This window comes from Vibrio nigripulchritudo ATCC 27043, from assembly GCF_000222685.1.
Classification (GTDB): domain Bacteria; phylum Pseudomonadota; class Gammaproteobacteria; order Enterobacterales; family Vibrionaceae; genus Vibrio; species Vibrio nigripulchritudo.
On record NZ_AFWJ01000090.1, the window covers coordinates 23,323 to 40,971 of the forward strand.

14 protein-coding genes are annotated in these 17,649 nt (G+C 47.2%); 1 reads left to right on the top strand and 13 read right to left on the bottom strand.

The window, feature by feature from the left end:
- Window positions 1–26: 26 nt before the first annotated feature.
- The 9 genes from truD to rlmD all read right to left on the bottom strand — a co-directional run bounded on the left by truD (window position 27) and on the right by rlmD (window position 10,921).
- Window positions 27–1,070: a tRNA pseudouridine(13) synthase TruD gene (truD, locus tag RH89_RS09195; RefSeq protein ID WP_004401307.1), complete on the bottom strand. Its 1,044-nt coding sequence runs from the start codon at window positions 1,068–1,070 to the stop codon at window positions 27–29.
- Window positions 1,071–1,073: 3 nt separating this feature from the next.
- Window positions 1,074–1,550, bottom strand: coding sequence for a 2-C-methyl-D-erythritol 2,4-cyclodiphosphate synthase (gene ispF / locus RH89_RS09200; protein WP_004401308.1), 477 nt, complete (start codon window positions 1,548–1,550; stop codon window positions 1,074–1,076).
- A gap of 9 nt (window positions 1,551–1,559) precedes the next feature.
- Window positions 1,560–2,273, bottom strand: a complete 714-nt coding sequence (ispD, locus tag RH89_RS09205) for a 2-C-methyl-D-erythritol 4-phosphate cytidylyltransferase (RefSeq protein WP_004401309.1) — start codon at window positions 2,271–2,273, stop codon at window positions 1,560–1,562.
- A gap of 8 nt (window positions 2,274–2,281) precedes the next feature.
- Window positions 2,282–2,566, bottom strand: coding sequence for a cell division protein FtsB (gene ftsB / locus RH89_RS09210; RefSeq protein WP_004401310.1), 285 nt, complete (start codon window positions 2,564–2,566; stop codon window positions 2,282–2,284).
- A gap of 195 nt (window positions 2,567–2,761) precedes the next feature.
- The gene (gene eno, locus RH89_RS09215) at window positions 2,762–4,063 is read right to left on the bottom strand and encodes a phosphopyruvate hydratase (protein ID WP_004401311.1); all 1,302 of its coding nucleotides are present in this window, start codon (window positions 4,061–4,063) and stop codon (window positions 2,762–2,764) included.
- A gap of 77 nt (window positions 4,064–4,140) precedes the next feature.
- The gene (locus RH89_RS09220; protein ID WP_004401312.1) at window positions 4,141–5,781 is read right to left on the bottom strand and encodes a CTP synthase; all 1,641 of its coding nucleotides are present in this window, start codon (window positions 5,779–5,781) and stop codon (window positions 4,141–4,143) included.
- Window positions 5,782–6,019: 238 nt separating this feature from the next.
- The gene (gene mazG / locus RH89_RS09225) at window positions 6,020–6,829 is read right to left on the bottom strand and encodes a nucleoside triphosphate pyrophosphohydrolase (protein WP_038145403.1); all 810 of its coding nucleotides are present in this window, start codon (window positions 6,827–6,829) and stop codon (window positions 6,020–6,022) included.
- Window positions 6,830–7,043: 214 nt separating this feature from the next.
- Window positions 7,044–9,263, bottom strand: coding sequence for a GTP diphosphokinase (gene relA / locus RH89_RS09230; protein ID WP_004401314.1), 2,220 nt, complete (start codon window positions 9,261–9,263; stop codon window positions 7,044–7,046).
- A gap of 338 nt (window positions 9,264–9,601) precedes the next feature.
- Window positions 9,602–10,921, bottom strand: coding sequence for a 23S rRNA (uracil(1939)-C(5))-methyltransferase RlmD (gene rlmD, locus RH89_RS09235; RefSeq protein ID WP_004401315.1), 1,320 nt, complete (start codon window positions 10,919–10,921; stop codon window positions 9,602–9,604).
- Window positions 10,922–11,122: 201 nt separating this feature from the next.
- Between rlmD and barA the strand changes: the two genes are divergently transcribed.
- Window positions 11,123–13,918, top strand: a complete 2,796-nt coding sequence (gene barA, locus RH89_RS09240; protein ID WP_004401316.1) for a two-component sensor histidine kinase BarA — start codon at window positions 11,123–11,125, stop codon at window positions 13,916–13,918.
- Here the strand turns inward: barA and RH89_RS09245 are convergent.
- The 4 genes from RH89_RS09245 to acpS all read right to left on the bottom strand — a co-directional run bounded on the left by RH89_RS09245 (window position 13,915) and on the right by acpS (window position 17,633).
- Window positions 13,915–15,516 (bottom strand): sensor domain-containing diguanylate cyclase, encoded by a 1,602-nt coding sequence (locus RH89_RS09245; RefSeq protein ID WP_004401317.1) that lies wholly within the window; start codon window positions 15,514–15,516, stop codon window positions 13,915–13,917. The genes barA and RH89_RS09245 overlap by 4 nt on opposite strands.
- The gene (locus RH89_RS09250; protein WP_004401318.1) at window positions 15,506–15,916 is read right to left on the bottom strand and encodes a type 2 periplasmic-binding domain-containing protein; all 411 of its coding nucleotides are present in this window, start codon (window positions 15,914–15,916) and stop codon (window positions 15,506–15,508) included. Before RH89_RS09250 ends, RH89_RS09245 begins: the two co-directional genes overlap by 11 nt.
- A gap of 8 nt (window positions 15,917–15,924) precedes the next feature.
- The gene (locus RH89_RS09255) at window positions 15,925–17,175 is read right to left on the bottom strand and encodes a hypothetical protein (RefSeq protein ID WP_004401319.1); all 1,251 of its coding nucleotides are present in this window, start codon (window positions 17,173–17,175) and stop codon (window positions 15,925–15,927) included.
- Window positions 17,176–17,252: 77 nt separating this feature from the next.
- Window positions 17,253–17,633, bottom strand: coding sequence for a holo-ACP synthase (gene acpS / locus RH89_RS09260; RefSeq protein WP_004401320.1), 381 nt, complete (start codon window positions 17,631–17,633; stop codon window positions 17,253–17,255).
- Window positions 17,634–17,649 lie beyond the last annotated feature (16 nt).

The following is a 17,649-nucleotide window of genomic DNA, read 5'->3' on the forward strand; positions in this document are numbered from 1 at the left end:
GGAATCTTTTCCTGACATTCAGAAGGTTAAAATTGTCGCTCATCTTCTACCGCATTGACTAATTCACGCATAATAGATGTAGCAAAACATCCCGAAGGTAACCAGAATTTGAGTACGATCTCATTATCCTGAACTTCCCACGATAAATCTTTCGCAAAGAGTGTGGCAGCACGGCGCTCATGACGCATCCGATTCCCACGGATAAGCGCCATCAAATCAGGCTCTTTATCCAGACACGGCTGCTCCAATGCCAAAGCTTCACCGCTGGTTGGCAATGCGTTGTCGCCAGCCATCGCGATACTGATATCTGCACTGCCGCCGAGTACCTGAGCCTGGCTCTGGTTTAAATTCTCGCTTGTGACTGTTAGCTGCTCACCCTGTGTTAACAGGATGTCGCCATCAACAGGAGTCGTCCAGAGCTGTTTTTCAATACGAGAAGACAGGATGTGATTGAAAATCCACGAACGGGCAGAAGACAAATACAGGCTGCGTTTGTTTTGGTTACGAGTTCGAACGTTTTCTCTGCCCCAACGACGCGCTTCATCAACATTGTTGCCATCGCGTCCGAAACGCTGAGCCCCAAAGTAATTAGGCACACCTTGTTTTTCTACTTTCTCCAGACGAGATACAATGTCTTGAACCTCTGTCACTTCTGTTAACGTGATTTCAAAGTGGTTACCACGGAGATCACCTGGACGCAGTTTCTTGTTGTGTCGCTCTTTCGACAGAATTTCAATACTTGGATACTGCGCTAGAAACTCGGAAAGATCAGGAGTTTCTCCTTTCGGTAGATGAACACTTAGCCATTGCTCTGTCACCGCGTGCCTGTCTTTTAAGCCCGCCCAGCTTACGTCTTTTGATTTAACACCGCAGGCTTTTGCCAGTTCATTCGCTACAAAACTGGTGTTCTCACCCGTTTTGCGAATGCGCAGCATTAGGTGTTCGCCATCGCCTGAAAAATCAAACCCTAAGTCTTCTTTAACGATGAAATGCGCCGGCTGAGCTTTCAACTTGGCGTCGGATTTTGGTTTGCCGTAGGCATAAGCAAAGGGTGCGAGAATATCTGTCATGGTTTATTTCTTGATAATTAAGGCAACCGCTTCAGTCGCAATGCCTTCTTTTCTACCAGTAAAGCCCAAACGTTCAGATGTTGTGGCTTTTACGTTCACATTCGTGATGTCGGTTTCTAAATCTTCTGCAATGGTTTTGCACATGGCTTGAATGTGAGGAGCCATCTTTGGAGCCTGAGCTATGATGGTGACATCTACGTTACCGACGACATACCCTTTCTCTTTCACCAAACGGTAGACATCACGCAGAAGAGCTCGGCTGTCTGCGCCTTTCCACTTATCGTCGGTATCCGGGAAGTGACGACCAATATCACCTTCCGCGATGGCACCTAAAAGGGCATCTGACAGTGCATGCAAAGCAACGTCACCATCGGAGTGAGCAACCAGACCCTGTTCATAGGGAACGTTAACGCCACCTATGATAACCGGACCTTCTCCACCAAATTTATGTACGTCAAAGCCGTGTCCAATTCGAATCATGTTGTTTCCTTAACCATTTCGGTTCAAATAGAACTCGGCAAGCGCCAAGTCTTCTGGTTGTGTGATTTTGATGTTGTCAGAACGTCCTGCCACCAGCAATGGCTGATGACCCAGCCATTCCATTGCCGACGCTTCATCGGTAATCGCAACGCCTTTCTCTAATGCGTCTTGCAGTGCATCCTTTAGATCCTGGCAGCGGAACATCTGTGGTGTCAGGGCATGCCACAAGTTTTTACGCTCTACCGTTTTCTGAATAGAATTTGTAGCGTCGCTGCGCTTCATCGTGTCTTTGACAGGTGCTGCCAATATGCCCCCAACGGAATGACTACGGCATTCGCTGATCAACTTGTCGATGTCCTTATGGGTGACGCACGGTCTGGCGGCGTCGTGTACTAATACCCATTCGGTGCTGGCGAAATGCTCATTGACGTATTTCAGACCCGATAACACCGAATCCGCACGCTCTGAGCCCCCCGCCACTCGCGTAATTTTAGGGTGATTTGCCACATCTAGCTCAGAGAAATACTCGTCTCCCTCGCTAATGGCAACGACTACGTGCTCAATCTCTGAGTGCGACAATAAGAGTGTTAGCGTGTGCTCTAAGATCGTTTTTGAGCTAATGGTGAGATACTGCTTGGGGCAATCTGCCTGCATTCGGCTACCCACGCCTGCCGCAGGAACAATGGCAACAATGCCATTCTGATTAGAATCTGTTTTGTTCATTACTTCGTTTAGGGTCTGTTTTCATCACCGATGATTCGGTAGAAGGTTTCGTCGTCTTTGATCAGTCCGAGCTCATTACGTGCCCGCTCTTCGATGGCATCAAGACCTTGTCGTAAATCATCGATTTCAGCGTACATTTCTTGGTTTCGCTGGCGCAGCTTCTCGTTTACTTCTTCCTGGATCTGAATATCTCGCTGAGTGGTTGCCAAATCGAGTTCTCCGTTTTTGCTGAACCAGACCGCGTATTGCAACGCAATCAACAATCCAACTAAAACTATGGCAAATATTCTCATGATGTCATCCAAGAAAAAAGAAAGGTGCATTGCCTGATGTATTCGCATTCAGGTCAACGGGCTATATATACCATATTCAGACGCTTATCGCGAAGCCGGTCACATGAAAACAGAATACATCCGATACAAAAATGCCCTGCATTTGCAGGGCATTTTTTTAAAGCATAAAAGCTAAGCTAATCATTCAATTCAGAATTAAGCTTGACCTTTTACTTCTTTAAGACCGTTGTAAGGAGCTTTCTCGCCTAGTGCTTCCTCGATACGGATAAGTTGGTTGTACTTAGCAACACGGTCAGAACGGCTCATAGAACCAGTCTTGATTTGACCTGCAGCAGTACCTACCGCTAGGTCAGCGATAGTTGCGTCTTCAGTTTCGCCAGAACGGTGAGAGATTACAGCTGTGTAACCTGCGTCTTTAGCCATCTTGATTGCAGCTAGAGTCTCAGTTAGAGAACCGATTTGGTTGAACTTGATAAGGATAGAGTTAGCTACGCCTTTCTCGATACCTTCCGCTAGGATCTTAGTGTTAGTAACGAATAGATCGTCACCTACTAGCTGAAGTTTGCTACCTAGTAGTTCAGTTTGGTGCTTGAAGCCATCCCAGTCAGACTCGTCTAGACCGTCTTCGATAGAAACGATTGGGAATTGGCTAGCTAGTTCAGCAAGGTAGTGGTTGAACTCTTCAGAAGAGAAAGTCTTACCTTCGCCTTTCATGTTGTAGATGCCAGCTTCTTTGTCGAAGAACTCAGATGCAGCACAGTCCATAGCTAGAGTTACGTCTTTACCTAGCTCGTAACCAGCATTAGCAACAGCTTCTGCGATAACTTCTAGAGCTTCAGCGTTAGACTTAAGGTTAGGAGCGAAACCACCTTCGTCACCAACTGCAGTGCTGTAGCCTTTAGACTTAAGAACTTTAGCTAGGTTGTGGAATACTTCAGCACCTACACGTAGAGCTTCTTTAAGAGTCTTAGCACCAACTGGCTGGATCATGAACTCTTGGATGTCAACGTTGTTGTCTGCGTGCTCACCACCGTTGATGATGTTCATCATTGGAAGAGGCATAGAGAACTGACCAGCAGTACCGTTTAGCTCAGCGATGTGCTCGTATAGAGGCATGCCTTTCGCAGCAGCTGCTGCTTTAGCGTTCGCTAGAGAAACCGCTAGGATTGCGTTTGCACCGAAGTTAGATTTGTTCTCAGTACCGTCTAGGTCGATCATTACTGCGTCGATAGCAGCCTGGTCTTTCGCGTCTTTGCCAGTTAGAGCTTCAGCGATTGCACCGTTTACTGCTTCAACAGCTTTAAGAACACCTTTACCTAGGAAACGTGCTTTGTCGCCGTCACGTAGCTCAAGAGCTTCGCGAGAACCTGTAGATGCGCCAGATGGAGCTGCCGCCATACCTACGAAACCGCCTTCTAGGTGTACTTCAGCTTCTACAGTTGGGTTACCACGTGAGTCGATGATTTCACGACCTAGAACTTTAACGATCTTAGACATTAATGTTTCCTCTCGTTCAAATATAAATGTCAAATTTAAAGGGCAGTAGCACTACACTCGCTACTGCCCGTATCCTTTTACTTCTCTAATTCGTCGCGCTGATATTCACCAGCGGCTTTCACGAAACCTGCGAATAGTGGGTGACCATCGCGAGGTGTTGAAGTGAACTCTGGGTGGAACTGAGCCGCTACAAACCATGGGTGAGCTGGGTTCTCAATCACTTCGACCAACTTCTTGTCTGCTGACAAACCAGATACTTTCAGACCTGCTTTTTCGATTTGTGGACGAAGGTTGTTGTTCACTTCATAACGGTGACGGTGACGCTCATGAATCGTTGCGTTGCCGTACAGTTCACGAGCTTTCGTTCCTTTTTCCAGGTGACATAGCTGTGAACCAAGACGCATAGTACCACCAAGGTCTGAAGTTTCAGTACGCTCTTCGACTTTACCTTCACCATCAACCCATTCTGTGATCAAACCTACCACAGGGTACTTGGTCTCTTTGTTAAATTCTGTTGAATGTGCACCTTCCATACCCGCAACGTTACGCGCGTATTCGATCAGTGCCACTTGCATCCCCAGACAGATACCCAGGTAAGGTACGTTATTTTCACGAGCGTATTGTGCTGCACGAATCTTACCTTCTACACCACGATCGCCGAAACCACCAGGAACTAAGATTGCATCTAAACCTTCTAGTGCTTCTTCGCCTTTGCTTTCAACGTCCTGAGAATCAACGTACTTGATCTTAACGCTCAGGCGGTTCTTAAGACCTGCGTGTTTCAGAGCTTCGTTCACCGATTTATATGCATCTGGCAGTTCGATGTACTTACCAACCATACCAATGGTGACTTCGCCTGTTGGGTTCGCTTCTTCGTAGATTACCTGCTCCCACTCAGACAGGTCTGCTTCTGGCGCATCAATGCCAAAGCGAGTACATACAAGGTCATCAAGACCTTGAGCTTTTATAAGCTGAGGGATTTTGTAGATGGAATCTACGTCTTTCATTGAGATAACCGCTTTTTCTGACACGTTACAGAAAAGCGCGATCTTCTTACGTTCGTTCGCTGGGATCATGCGATCTGACCGACAAACAAGGATGTCTGGCTGAATACCGATAGAAAGCAGCTCTTTAACAGAGTGCTGAGTCGGCTTAGTTTTCACTTCACCTGCTGCTGCAAGGTAAGGAACCAGAGTCAGGTGCATGAACATTGCACGCTCACGACCCAGTTCAACAGCTAGCTGACGAATCGCTTCCATGAATGGCAGAGATTCGATATCACCAACCGTACCACCTACTTCAACGATAGCCACGTCGTGACCTTCAGAACCTGCAATTACGCGGTCTTTGATGGAGTTAGTGATGTGCGGGATAACCTGAATGGTAGCGCCTAGGTAATCGCCACGACGCTCTTTACGTAGAACGTCAGCGTAAACACGACCTGCAGTAAAGTTGTTACGCTTAGTCATCTTGGTGCGAATGAAACGCTCATAGTGACCAAGGTCAAGGTCAGTCTCTGCGCCATCTTCTGTAACGAACACTTCACCGTGCTGAGTTGGGCTCATTGTGCCTGGATCAACGTTGATGTAAGGGTCAAGCTTCATCATAGTCACTTTAAGACCACGAGCTTCAAGAATGGCTGCTAGAGATGCTGCAGCAATACCTTTACCTAGAGAGGATACGACCCCGCCAGTAACAAAAATGTAATTTGTCGTCATGTTTAACCTGAAATTGGTTGAATGAGGGAAATGGATTTCTTCTGGACGGGATGTAAATATACCAGAAGCCAGTTACCGCCACAACGTGAAACTTATCACACTCAAAATTTTTATTTTTTGCTTCAAATCAAATCAGCAAAGTTCAACAAGTTAGTTAATTTCACGTGCTACTGCAAAGAAAATTTCCCTTTTGTGGCAATGGTAAAACCAGTATTTACGCTTGAGGGTTCTCTTGAACCTAGGGACATTTTTTATTTTTTTCGGCGATTTTGACCTGATCCCAAATAGAATCAAGCTCTTCCAGTGAGCAGTCCTCCAGTACCTTGCCGTTTTGGCGAACTTGCTCTTCTACTTGCCTGAATCGGCGCTCGAACTTGGTATTAGCTTTGCTGAGTGCCGATTCCGGATTGGTATTCAGGTGGCGTGAGAAATTTACTACCGCAAAAAGCAGATCGCCCATTTCTTCTTCCACCAAATCCGAATTCGGTGAGACTTGCAGTGCTTCATCCATGACTTCATCGATCTCTTCACGCACTTTGTCTACAACAGGACCTAAGGTTTTCCAGTCGAAACCGTATTTGGCGCATTTCTTCTGAATTTTGTTGGCTCTAGCCATGGCGGGAAGGGCGACGGGAACCGCATCGAGGATGCTGTTTTCGGTGATCCCTTTTTCTTCTTTCTCTTTGGCTTTTTCCTGCTCCCAGTTGGCATGGATTTCAGCGTCACTTGCAAACTCGGCATCGGAAAAAACATGAGGGTGACGTCGGGTGAGTTTTTCATTTACTCCTTCCACGACCTCTTCAAAATCAAACAGACCTTTTTCGTTTGCCAACTGGCTGTAGAAAATCACATGAAACAACAAGTCACCCAACTCTTCTTTCAAATTGTTCCAGTCGCGCTTATGAATGGCATCCACCACCTCGTAGGTTTCCTCAATAGTATGAGGCACGATGGTGTCAAAGTCCTGCTTCAGATCCCAAGGGCACCCACCATCAGGATTTCTTAGCTGCGCCATAATTTGCTTAAGCTGTTCAATTGGATGACTCATTTCTGTTCCTTTGACAAAGTTATATAAAGAAAAAGACGAGCAATATAACTGCTCGCCTTTCATTTTACTGTTCTCTTTCGCGAAGCAGTTGCCGTTTTAACAAGGCAACAAGCGAGTGAGACTCCTGAGCATAGCTGGCTATGTGATGAGCCTGGACCGGCACTCCGGAATGAGCGCCGTTAACGCAGTAAAAATGACAAATGCGAAGTGAAAGTTAGCCTAAACGTTTCACCGTCATCACATCTTTGATTTGCTCAACACGCTTAGTGACTCGCGTAAACACTTCCACGTTAGTGACTTCCAAATCAAAATCCATCACCGACATCTGCTTTTTGTAGTCCACCCGGCTACGCATGCTGGTGACCTTGATTTTTTCGTTAGCAAACAAGGTGGTGATGTCTTTTAGCAGACCACCACGCTCTAATCCTTCCACTCGAACTGTAATGATGTAAGACCCGACAAAACCACTGCCCCAGACGGTATCAATGATACGTTCAGGCGCATGGTGACGAAGCTCTTCAAGCTGTTCACAGTCGCTTCTGTGGACTGAGATACCGCGCCCTTGAGTGATGTATCCGGAAATCTCATCTCCTGGGATAGGCTGACAACAACGTGCAAGGTGCGTCATCAGGTTATCAACCCCCTCGACGACAACCGCATCTTTCTTCGGTCGACTTTGCGCTGGCGTTTTGTTCTCGGTTTCTTGAAGACGTTCAAGCGCTTGCTGATCTTCTTCTTCTGCCGTGGGTTTATTTACCAGTGCATTGATGTGGTTGACGATCTGGTTGATACGCAAATCACCGCTTCCCACACCGGCGTATAGCTCGTCTGGCGTGTTTACGTTGAATCGTTTTAGCGCGTACTGGTCAGCGTCTTTCAACGATGCGCCAATCTTGGCGAGTTCGGTTTCTAAGATCTCTCGACCCGCTTCTAAGTTCTTCTCGCGACTTTGCTTACGGAACCATGCATTGATTTTTGCACGTGCTCTGCCTGATGTCACAAAGCCCATGGATGGGTTTAACCAGTCACGAGATGGGTTCGGCACTTTCGAGGTGATGATTTCTACCTGATCGCCCATGGTCAGTTTATGGGTGAATGGAACAATTCGCCCTGCCACCTTTGCGCCGATACAGCGGTGACCCACTTCAGAGTGAATGTGGTAGGCGAAATCTAGTGGGGTTGCGCCCATCGGCAAATCGACGACATCTCCGCGAGGGGTAAAGGCATACACACGATCATCGAATACCTGACTACGAAGCTCATCCAGCATTTCGCCAGAATCGGACATCTCTTCCTGCCAATCGATTAGCTTGCGAAGCCATGTGATTTTTTCATCGTAACCGCTGCGACCGCTTGATGAGCCTTCTTTGTATTTCCAGTGCGCCGCAACCCCAAGCTCCGAATCTTCATGCATCTGCTTAGTTCGGATCTGGATTTCAATGGTTTTGCCTTCCGGACCAAGAATCACCGTATGGATCGACTGATACCCATTGGGTTTAGGGTTAGCGACATAGTCATCAAACTCGCTCGGAAGATGTTTGTATTTGGTATGCACAACACCTAACGCGGCGTAACAATCTTGCAGTTTGTCGGCAATGATTCGCACAGCACGGACATCAAACAGTTCATCAAACGCGAGACTTTTCTTCTGCATTTTTCGCCAGATGCTGTAGATGTGCTTAGGGCGACCACTCACTTCTGCGTTGATGTGTGAGGTCTTCATTTCACTTGCTAAGTCAGAAACGAAGTCTTCGATGTATTGCTCACGCACAATTCGGCGTTCAGAAAGCTGTTTGGCGATCTGTTTATAGGTTGTCGAGTGCTGGTAACGGAACGCGTAATCTTCGATTTCCCACTTTAACTGACCAATACCCAGACGGTTGGCAAGTGGTGCGTAGATATTGGCACACTCTTTTGCGGCAGCCTGACGCACTTCGTCGGATTCATCTTTGACTTCTCGAAGATTGCAGATTCGTTCTGAAAGCTTGATGACCACGCAGCGGAAATCATCCACCATCGCCAGTAGCATACGACGAACATTATCCACCTGACTGGAAGCAGCTTCACCGTCGAGCGTGACATTCAGCTGCCCGATGGCGGCCATTTCTTCAACGCCATCAATCAGCTTGACGGTTTCTTTGCCATACTTTTCTTCAAGCGCTTCACGTTCATAAAAGCCAGATGTCACAATAGGGAAAAGTTGAGCAGAAACTAAGGTCGCGGTATCCATGGATAGGGTGATCAGAATTTCGATCATTTCACGCCCACGCCACAACAATAGCTGAGCCTGTTCGTTTTCACCAAGTAAGTCTTCACAGTGACGATATACGTCCAGCAATTTTCGGCTGGTTTTGTCGTCCTGTTTCAGACTGGTAATCCAAGTGTCCAGTTCAAATTCTTCGGTATTTAAATGTGCACCGCGTACAGCGACCATGTTTTTTTCCTAATTTCTAGCAACAGACATACAAGCTTTTTTGCCCGTAAGTTCCTCTCTAGGGTCTGTTGACCTTTCGCGGTTAAATTTTGTTCGAGTTCTATGTGGTTTAATCGCGGCGCAAGGTCTTTAGCTTAGTCGTTCTAAGCAAATACCTTGCAACAAAGAGTAAAGCACATAGAAACGAACCCTTCGGGCAGCATTTGTGGCTCCTTTCTACTGTGTTACCGCTTATTGATGTAGAACGACTACACCGAATAAGCGCTGCCTTGTATAAAGAACCCACAAATTGCTGCAAAAATCAGCTCGAAAGGCCAACAGACCCTAAGTTAGAGAAGTTAATCTTTTTCAAATAACGCCATACTTTCCAGATGGCTGGTGTGTGGAAACATATCAAGCATGCCCACTTTTTTTAATTTGTAGCCTTGATTCAGCAGGCTTTGGCTGTCACGTGCAAGCGTAGCAGGATTACAGGAAACATACACGACTGCTTTCGCTCCCAAGCGCGAAAATTGGTCGACGATACCTGCTGCTCCAGCGCGAGCCGGGTCGAGCAAAATCTTATCAAACTGTTTCTTTGCCCAAGGTGAATGGGTCATGTCTTCTTCGAGGTTTGCCTGATAGAAACTCACATTTTCTATTCGGTTTAACTGAGCGTTTCTGGTCGCAACATCCACCATTTCCTGCACACCTTCAACACCAGTCACTGTGCTTGCTTGTTTCGCCAGTGGCAGGCTGAAATTCCCCAACCCACAAAACAGGTCGAGAATGTGTTCATCGGATTTGGCGTTTAGCCACTCCAAAGCCTGTGCCACCATTTTCTGATTGACCTCTTCATTCACTTGAATAAAGTTGGTGGGTTCAAACGGCAATTCAACCCCTACTTCATCATAAATGGGTTGCTCGCCACGTACTCGCTCCAGTTCATCGGCTGAAGGCATTAAATAGAGAGTCAGGTCATGCTCGTCCGCGAAAGCAAGAAGGCTTTGTTTGTCTTTATTTTTGAGTGCCGCGGTATGTCTTAAAAGCAGGACGCGAGTGTTTGACGCTTTAACCAGTTCAACATGACCCAGATTTTCCTGACCTGCAAAGCCAACCAATAGCTGCCTAACAGGAATAAGTAAGGCTTCCAGATCGGGATGCAGCACCGCACAGTTGTCGATATTGGTGATCCGCTTGCTCATTTTTTCTCGAAAGCCAAATTGCAGTTCTCGGGACTTTTTATCGACAAATAAGCTGATTCGGGCACGACGTCGGTAGCCGAGGTTGCCTGCAGTCACTTCCTTTTCAGCCGTTAATTCGCTACCGGAGAATTTCTTCATCAATTGCTGAAGAGTCTGATTTTTATGCTCAACCTGACTTTGACGGGCCAAGTGTTGCAAATTACAGCCACCGCAGGTTTGATAGTGCTGGCAGAAAGGCGTTACGCGTTGCTCACTTTCTTTTTGGATTTTAATGAGCTTTGCACGGGCAAACTTGCTTTTCTGCTCGGTAAACTGCCCAATGACAGATTCTCCGGGAAGCGCACCATCAATGAAAACGGGCTTCTTATTGTGATAGGCAATGCCTGCACCATGATGATCCAGTTTTTCGATATTGAAAATCTGATGCTTGGTATTCACTGCGGACTTTTTCTTCGGCTGATAAAAACGCGCCATATTTTATTTGCTCATTTTGCTTCAGTGTTTTCTCATTCAGGGTCACTATTTCACCCCAGAGAGATTGTCGAACATAGCAGACTTGATTAAGCTAGCCGCTTATTCGTTTATAATGTTAGTAATCAAGCCATTCACGCTTGTTAGAGCTCGCGGCTTGAATAATTTGCCGCTATTTTCCCATATCCAGACAGTAATGAGAACATGACACGATACGGCTTAAGAGCACGCGTAATAACTCTCACCCTAGCCCCTACTCTTATCGTTGGTTTGCTGCTCAGCGCCTTCTTTACTTCAAATCGTTATAACGATCTGGAATCTCAGTTGATTTCGACGGGTAAAAGCATCATCGAACCGATTGCGATTGCCAGTGAATATGGAATGACTCAGCAAAGCCGTGAAGCTGTGCGAAGGCTGATCAGTTACGCTCACAGAAAGAACTCCGACATCGTGCGCAGCATTGCAGTATTTAATGCCCGGCACGAACTGTTTGTGACGTCTAACTTCCACCCAAATTTCGAGTCTCTTACTTTTCCGAAAGATCAGCCCATTCCGTTACTCAGCACAATAAAACTGGTGGATACCGATTTGGTCATCCGCACCCCCATTTTGGCAGAAGGGCAGTTCACCAATAACGTAGGGAATAAGACCGAGCTGAATCAGGCATTAGGTTATATTGCGATTGAGCTGGATTTATCCGCAGTGCGTTTGCAGCAGTATCAGGAAATTTTTGCAGCACTTCTGGTATTGCTTCTTGGCTTAGGTTTGTCTGCCCTCTTTGCTTATCGACTGATGCGCGACGTGACATTGCCGATCACTCATATGAAAAACATGGTGGACCGTATTCGCCGTGGTCATCTGGATGTCCGAATTGAAGGCAAAATGCACGGGGAACTGGATGCTCTGAAAAATGGCATCAACGCGATGGCGATGTCACTGTCTGAGTACCATGTGGAAATGCAGCACAGTATTGATCAGGCCACATCTGACTTGCGTGAAACCCTAGAGCAGCTTGAGATTCAAAACGTAGAACTGGATATCGCCAAGAAGCGCGCTCAAGAAGCGGCGCGGGTGAAATCAGAGTTCTTAGCAAACATGTCTCACGAGCTTCGTACGCCGCTTAATGGTGTAATTGGCTTTACACGACAAATGCTGAAGACCCGTTTGTCTTCCAGCCAGCAGGATTATCTACAAACCATTGAACGCAGTGCCAATAACCTGCTTAGTATCATCAACGATATTCTGGACTTCTCCAAACTGGAGGCTGGAAAGCTGGCACTGGAAAACATTCCATTCGACTTCCAGGAATGTCTGGAAGAAGTCGCCAGCCTGCAAGCCACCAGCGCGCACGAAAAAGGTCTGGAGCTGACGCTTAAGATCGATCCTAAGATCCCAGCTGGCGTGGTGGGTGACCCGCTTCGGATTCAGCAGGTCTTGACCAACCTTGTTGGCAACTCCATCAAGTTTACTGAGCGAGGCAATATCGACATCAGCGTCGAGCTTCGCACTCAGAAAGAAGATTTCATCGAGTTGCAATTCATGGTTCGGGATACTGGTATCGGTATTTCTGAGCGCCAGCAGGCGCAATTGTTCCAGGCATTCAGTCAGGCGGATGCCAGCATTTCGAGGCGCTATGGCGGTACTGGATTGGGTCTGGTTATCACTCAGAAGCTGGTCGGACAGATGGGAGGCGAAGTCAGCCTGACCAGTCGTCTGCATCAGGGTTCGACCTTCTGGTTTACACTCAGACTGGCAACCAGCGATATGCCTGTAGCCAGCGATGTGGATACGCACCAGCTTAATGGCAAGAAGATCCTGCTGATAGAACCAAACATGCAGGCTGCCTCTGTGATTCAGCAGCAGTTGATCAACGAAGGATTACTGGTGACCTATCGCTCAAACATGCCAGAACATATAGAGCCTCACGAATTTGTGCTGCTTAACCTGCCGCCGAACCAACGCTTTGATATTACGTCTGTCGAGCAATGGATCAGCCGGGCTAAAGAGATTGCCAATAACATCGTTCTTGGTCTGCCAAGCACCGAGCTAGCCCTTTCTGAACAGCTGGTGTCTGAGCATCAGGTACAGTGCATCACCAAACCTCTTTCTCGCAGAAAGCTACTTCAGTCGCTAACCCAATGCCATATTACTGAAGACGCTGCACTCCCTCTCATTGATCAGTTGGACTCTGAGAGCAAGCTGCCACTAAAAGTCATGGCGGTAGACGACAACCCCGCCAACCTGAAGCTGATTTCCGCACTATTACAGGAGCGAGTTGAACAGGTCGTAACTTGCAGCAATGGTGAGCAAGCTGTCGCGGCTGCTCAGCAACAGGCTTTCGATATGATCCTAATGGACATTCAAATGCCCAAAATGGACGGCGTGACTGCCTGTCAGGAAGTGAAAAACACCAAACTCAACTCTCATACTCCGGTTATCGCCGTCACCGCTCACGCTATGGTGGGTGAACGCGACCGACTACTTAAAGCGGGTATGGACGATTATCTGACCAAACCGATTGAAGAGCACATTCTTCAGCAGGTTCTGGTGCACTGGAGCCCTCACACCGATGAGCAGCAGGTCGACAAACTGGAGATCAGCGAGCAGGCATCACCGGAAGTGTCTCAGGACGAAAGCAATAACAACGTCATTATCGATTGGAACCTTGCCCTGAAACAGGCAGCAAATAAGGAAGACTTAGCCAAAGAGATGCTGCAGATGCTGGTGGATTACATTGGCGAAGTGGATCAGTTTGTAGAAGGTGTTTTGAACGATGACAGTCAGGACAGCGATCAGCTTATTCATCACATCCATAAGCTGCACGGCAGTTGCTCCTACAGTGGTGTGCCCAGATTGAAGCAGGTTTGTGCAACCATTGAGAAAGCCCTTCGTTCTGGTTCAGATGTGGAGTCCATTGAACCAGAGTTGTTTGAACTTCAGGATGAAATGGAAAAAGTGACTGCCAGCGCGCAACACTATCTGGATAGCGAAACAAGCTAAGCGCGGCGAAGCTCCGGGTTATAAAACGCATAGCCGTTTTTGCCGTTTTCCTTAACCTTATACATGGCTTCGTCAGCTTGCTGAAGTAAGGCATCAAATTCAATATCATTCACTCCAGCGTAGGCAACACCTACGCTGCCGCCGATCCGAACGGTTGAACGGGAAGGCAGCTCAATCGGTCTGGCGCAAATCTCTACAATCTGTTCGGCAATGCCTGCCAGTACATCCGGATTGATCTGCTCCAAGGCGAGAATCACCAAAAGTTCATCGCCCCCTATCCGCCCAATGACATCCTGCCCGCCACGCGCGACTTTCTTCAAGCGCCTGGCAATGGTGCAAAGCACCTCGTCCCCTGCCGCATGTCCATGAGTATCATTAACATCCTTGAAGCCATCTAAATCCAGCATCATCGTCGCGATGTATGCGGCTTTTTTCTGACTTGCGAGAGTGGCAACGAATCGTTCGCATCCTCGACGGTTTTTGAGACCTGTCAGATTATCTTCTAACGCAAGCAGCAAAGTGTCTCTCTCTTTCTGCACTCGCACCGTGATGTCATACATAATGCCCTCAATGAGCCATTCCCCACTGTGCTCATCCTTATGAGCCGAGAGCAGTAGGTGCACCCATTGGTCCGCGCTGTAGCGTTTGTTAATACGCAAATCACCCGACGCCATATCACCACTGGATATGGTCTGCTCTGACATTTGCCACGCGAGTTCTGGGTTCTGAAAAACGTGTTCAAAAAATGGCTGAGTTTCAAGAATAGCCGTCAGCTCAAAACTCTCTTTGATTAATCGGCCAAACAGCGTTGGGTTACTGTGAATTAAATGCCCATTTTTATCGAGAACCAGAATTCCAACCTGAGTGGTTTCGAATATATGTCGATAATGACGCTCCATGCGTTCGATAGTGGCTCTGAGGTTTCGCTCGGTTTCTATGGCCTGATGCGAAGCTTCAACAAAACGGTTCACACTGGCGGTGACCAACCCGATTTCGTTGTCGCGGTTTTCATTATTATAGGGAAGTAGCTCATCTTTACCCGGCTCCACTTTAGACAGGTTTTCAGCGAGCTTCTGAAGCGGAAACCCAATGACTTTTCGAACCGCAAAGGCCGTCACAATCAGCAGCATCAGCAACTGGCTGATCAGCATCACTAGCTGGATGAAAACTTTCTCCTGAGTGACCGAATCCAGATACTCCTGATTCACATCCAGAATCAGATGACCAATCACTTCATCTTTCACCGGAGAAACCAGCGGAAATCGTTCCAGGTTCTGCCATTGCTCTCGATTGCTGGTGAGCTTTGACAAGCTAAACTCAATGCCATCAATTCCTTTGAGTTTTACCCCATTGAACTCATCGTGAAGAAGCAACGAACTCATGACTTCGTCCGCAATTTCAGGGTTATCGACATATAAGGCGATAGAAGCCGAGTTGGATACCGTCAGGACCAGTTTCTCTTCCATATCACGAACATTCAGACTGGCTCTCTCAAAATAGAACAGAGTCAAAAAACTCGCTGCCAGTACCAGGTACATGAGTGAGAATATGACAACGGTAACTAAAAGCCGATTAGCAAGCGCTTGTTTATTCATCATTTTTAATCGTTAATATCACTCTTATATCTGAACCGACAGGTTTCTGAGTTACGTAACTGAGCGCGTTTTTGTCTACCCTTAAGCGCTCCACCAATTGTTCGTCGCTCTTCATCACCAAAGGCGCACGGACGCGACCAGAGAACTTCAACTTTGCCCAGTGTGCATTTACCTGACTGATTGAAAGCCCTGTCACCTGATCGAAAAAATCTTCTCTCAACGAACCGTCTCTATCCAATATAGTGATTCGCTGCTTTTTCATCCCACGGCTGTTTCCAAGGTAAAGCTTACCGAGCTGCTCTTTTGTAATACTTTGCAATTTACTGTTCGCCCCAACCACGACATAAATGTCTGCAAGGGCTGCAGGTGACATCAGCAGTAAAACAAAACTCAGTAATCTCATTTCACCACCTAGAATAAGAAGCTAGCAGACAACGAATAAACCTGTGCTCGCGTATCTGGTTTAGGCTCCAGTAATCGAGTTGCCCACAAACCGTGACCGTTTTCGCTTATGTGTACCCAATCCACCTGGGCTTTGAGGCTTATCTGATTGGTCACGTCCCAGCGAGCACCTAAAGACCAGACCGATTGATCGATCCGGGTTGCATTGATTGAGGTAATCGCTGCATTCTGGAGCTGTGCTAACTGAGGGTCGGGCAAGACACTCCAGTCGTTTTGAGCTTGCAACGTGTCTGTACTTGGCTTGAACCAGGAACGGGTCAGATATGGCGTCACGGTATCAAAACGCTTGCCCACGGTAATGTATCCACCCTGCCCCGCTGGCAGAACGGGCTTGTCAGTTTTTACTTTGACAAGTTCACTCAGAACCTGCCAGTTGCCGTCATTATATTCGAGTCCAATCTGACCGTAGCGCACCATGCTACCGATAATGTCCAAACCAGCATTCAACTCATTTGCTTCACGGCTAATGGGACCCAGCCCTGAATTACCGACATTAGTTAAACCGTTTCGCATGACATTAACCTGTTCAGGGAATCCAGAGTCTACTCTGAGCTGTGCGTAAGAAATTCTTGTTCGCCACACATCCCAATTCGCTACAAGGCTCAGAGATAAAGCACTGTTGCTGTAAAAGCGATTGGGTTCATAACCTTCTTGCAAGTCGGTGGTCGCTTGAGTTAACCCGTACTGGAAAGCGGCTGAAAAGCTGATGTCGTCGACATAAAACCGGTAAGTAATATCAGCACCATCGATATTTTGAAGTGGGATCCAACTGTAGATTTCCTGAGGCAGTCGGACCCATAAGTGGCCATAATCAACTCGCCGGGTTTCGGCAAACCAGAAAACGTTGTACCCAAGACGACCGAGACGAATATCCAGATCCGGGTTTGGACGATAAGCGAGAAATGCCAGTTCAAGCCCATCTAGCGCGTTATTTCCTGCTCGTTCGGCGATCACATATTGTGCCGACACATCCCATTCATAATTAATGTTGTAGTTGACCTGAGCACCAATTTTGGAATCCGGCAGGAAAGACCCATTGCTATCGGGATCCGCTTTTTGGGTGAGGTCACGCATATAGCCAAAGCTATCACTGGTGTCATAGCTATAGCCGACGTTACCAAACCCTGAAAAACTCCAGTCCTCAGAAAGAACCGGAAATGAAAGCAATGCGAATAGTAAACTCGTCCCTGTTAACCTCATACACTCTTCTCATGGCAATGTATTTTCAGCTCAAGTGCTTAAGGAGCCACTAATATGAGTGTAGAACAGTGATGGAATTATCGCTCAAAGATTACGGTTGCTACCGCATAATGACGTTCATCGGAAATGGAAAGATGAACCTGAGTTACGCCGTTCTCATTGGCGTAAGTGAGCGCTTGGTTATGCAGTGATAAGAGGGGTTTACCATTTTCATCATTGGTAATGACAAAATCGTGGAAGGTTACGCCTTTGGCAATTCCAGTGCCAAGTGCTTTTGAGGCAGCTTCTTTGGCGGCAAAGCGCTTTGCCAGAAACCGGGCCTGTTGTTTGGTTGAATTGTACTGCGACAACTCTATTGTGGTCAGAATCCGCTTAGCGAAGGCTTCACCAAGCCGGGATAAGGATTTTTCAAATCGCTCAATTTCTGCGATGTCTGTCCCTAATCCAAATATGGACATCTTTACTCCGCTCCGC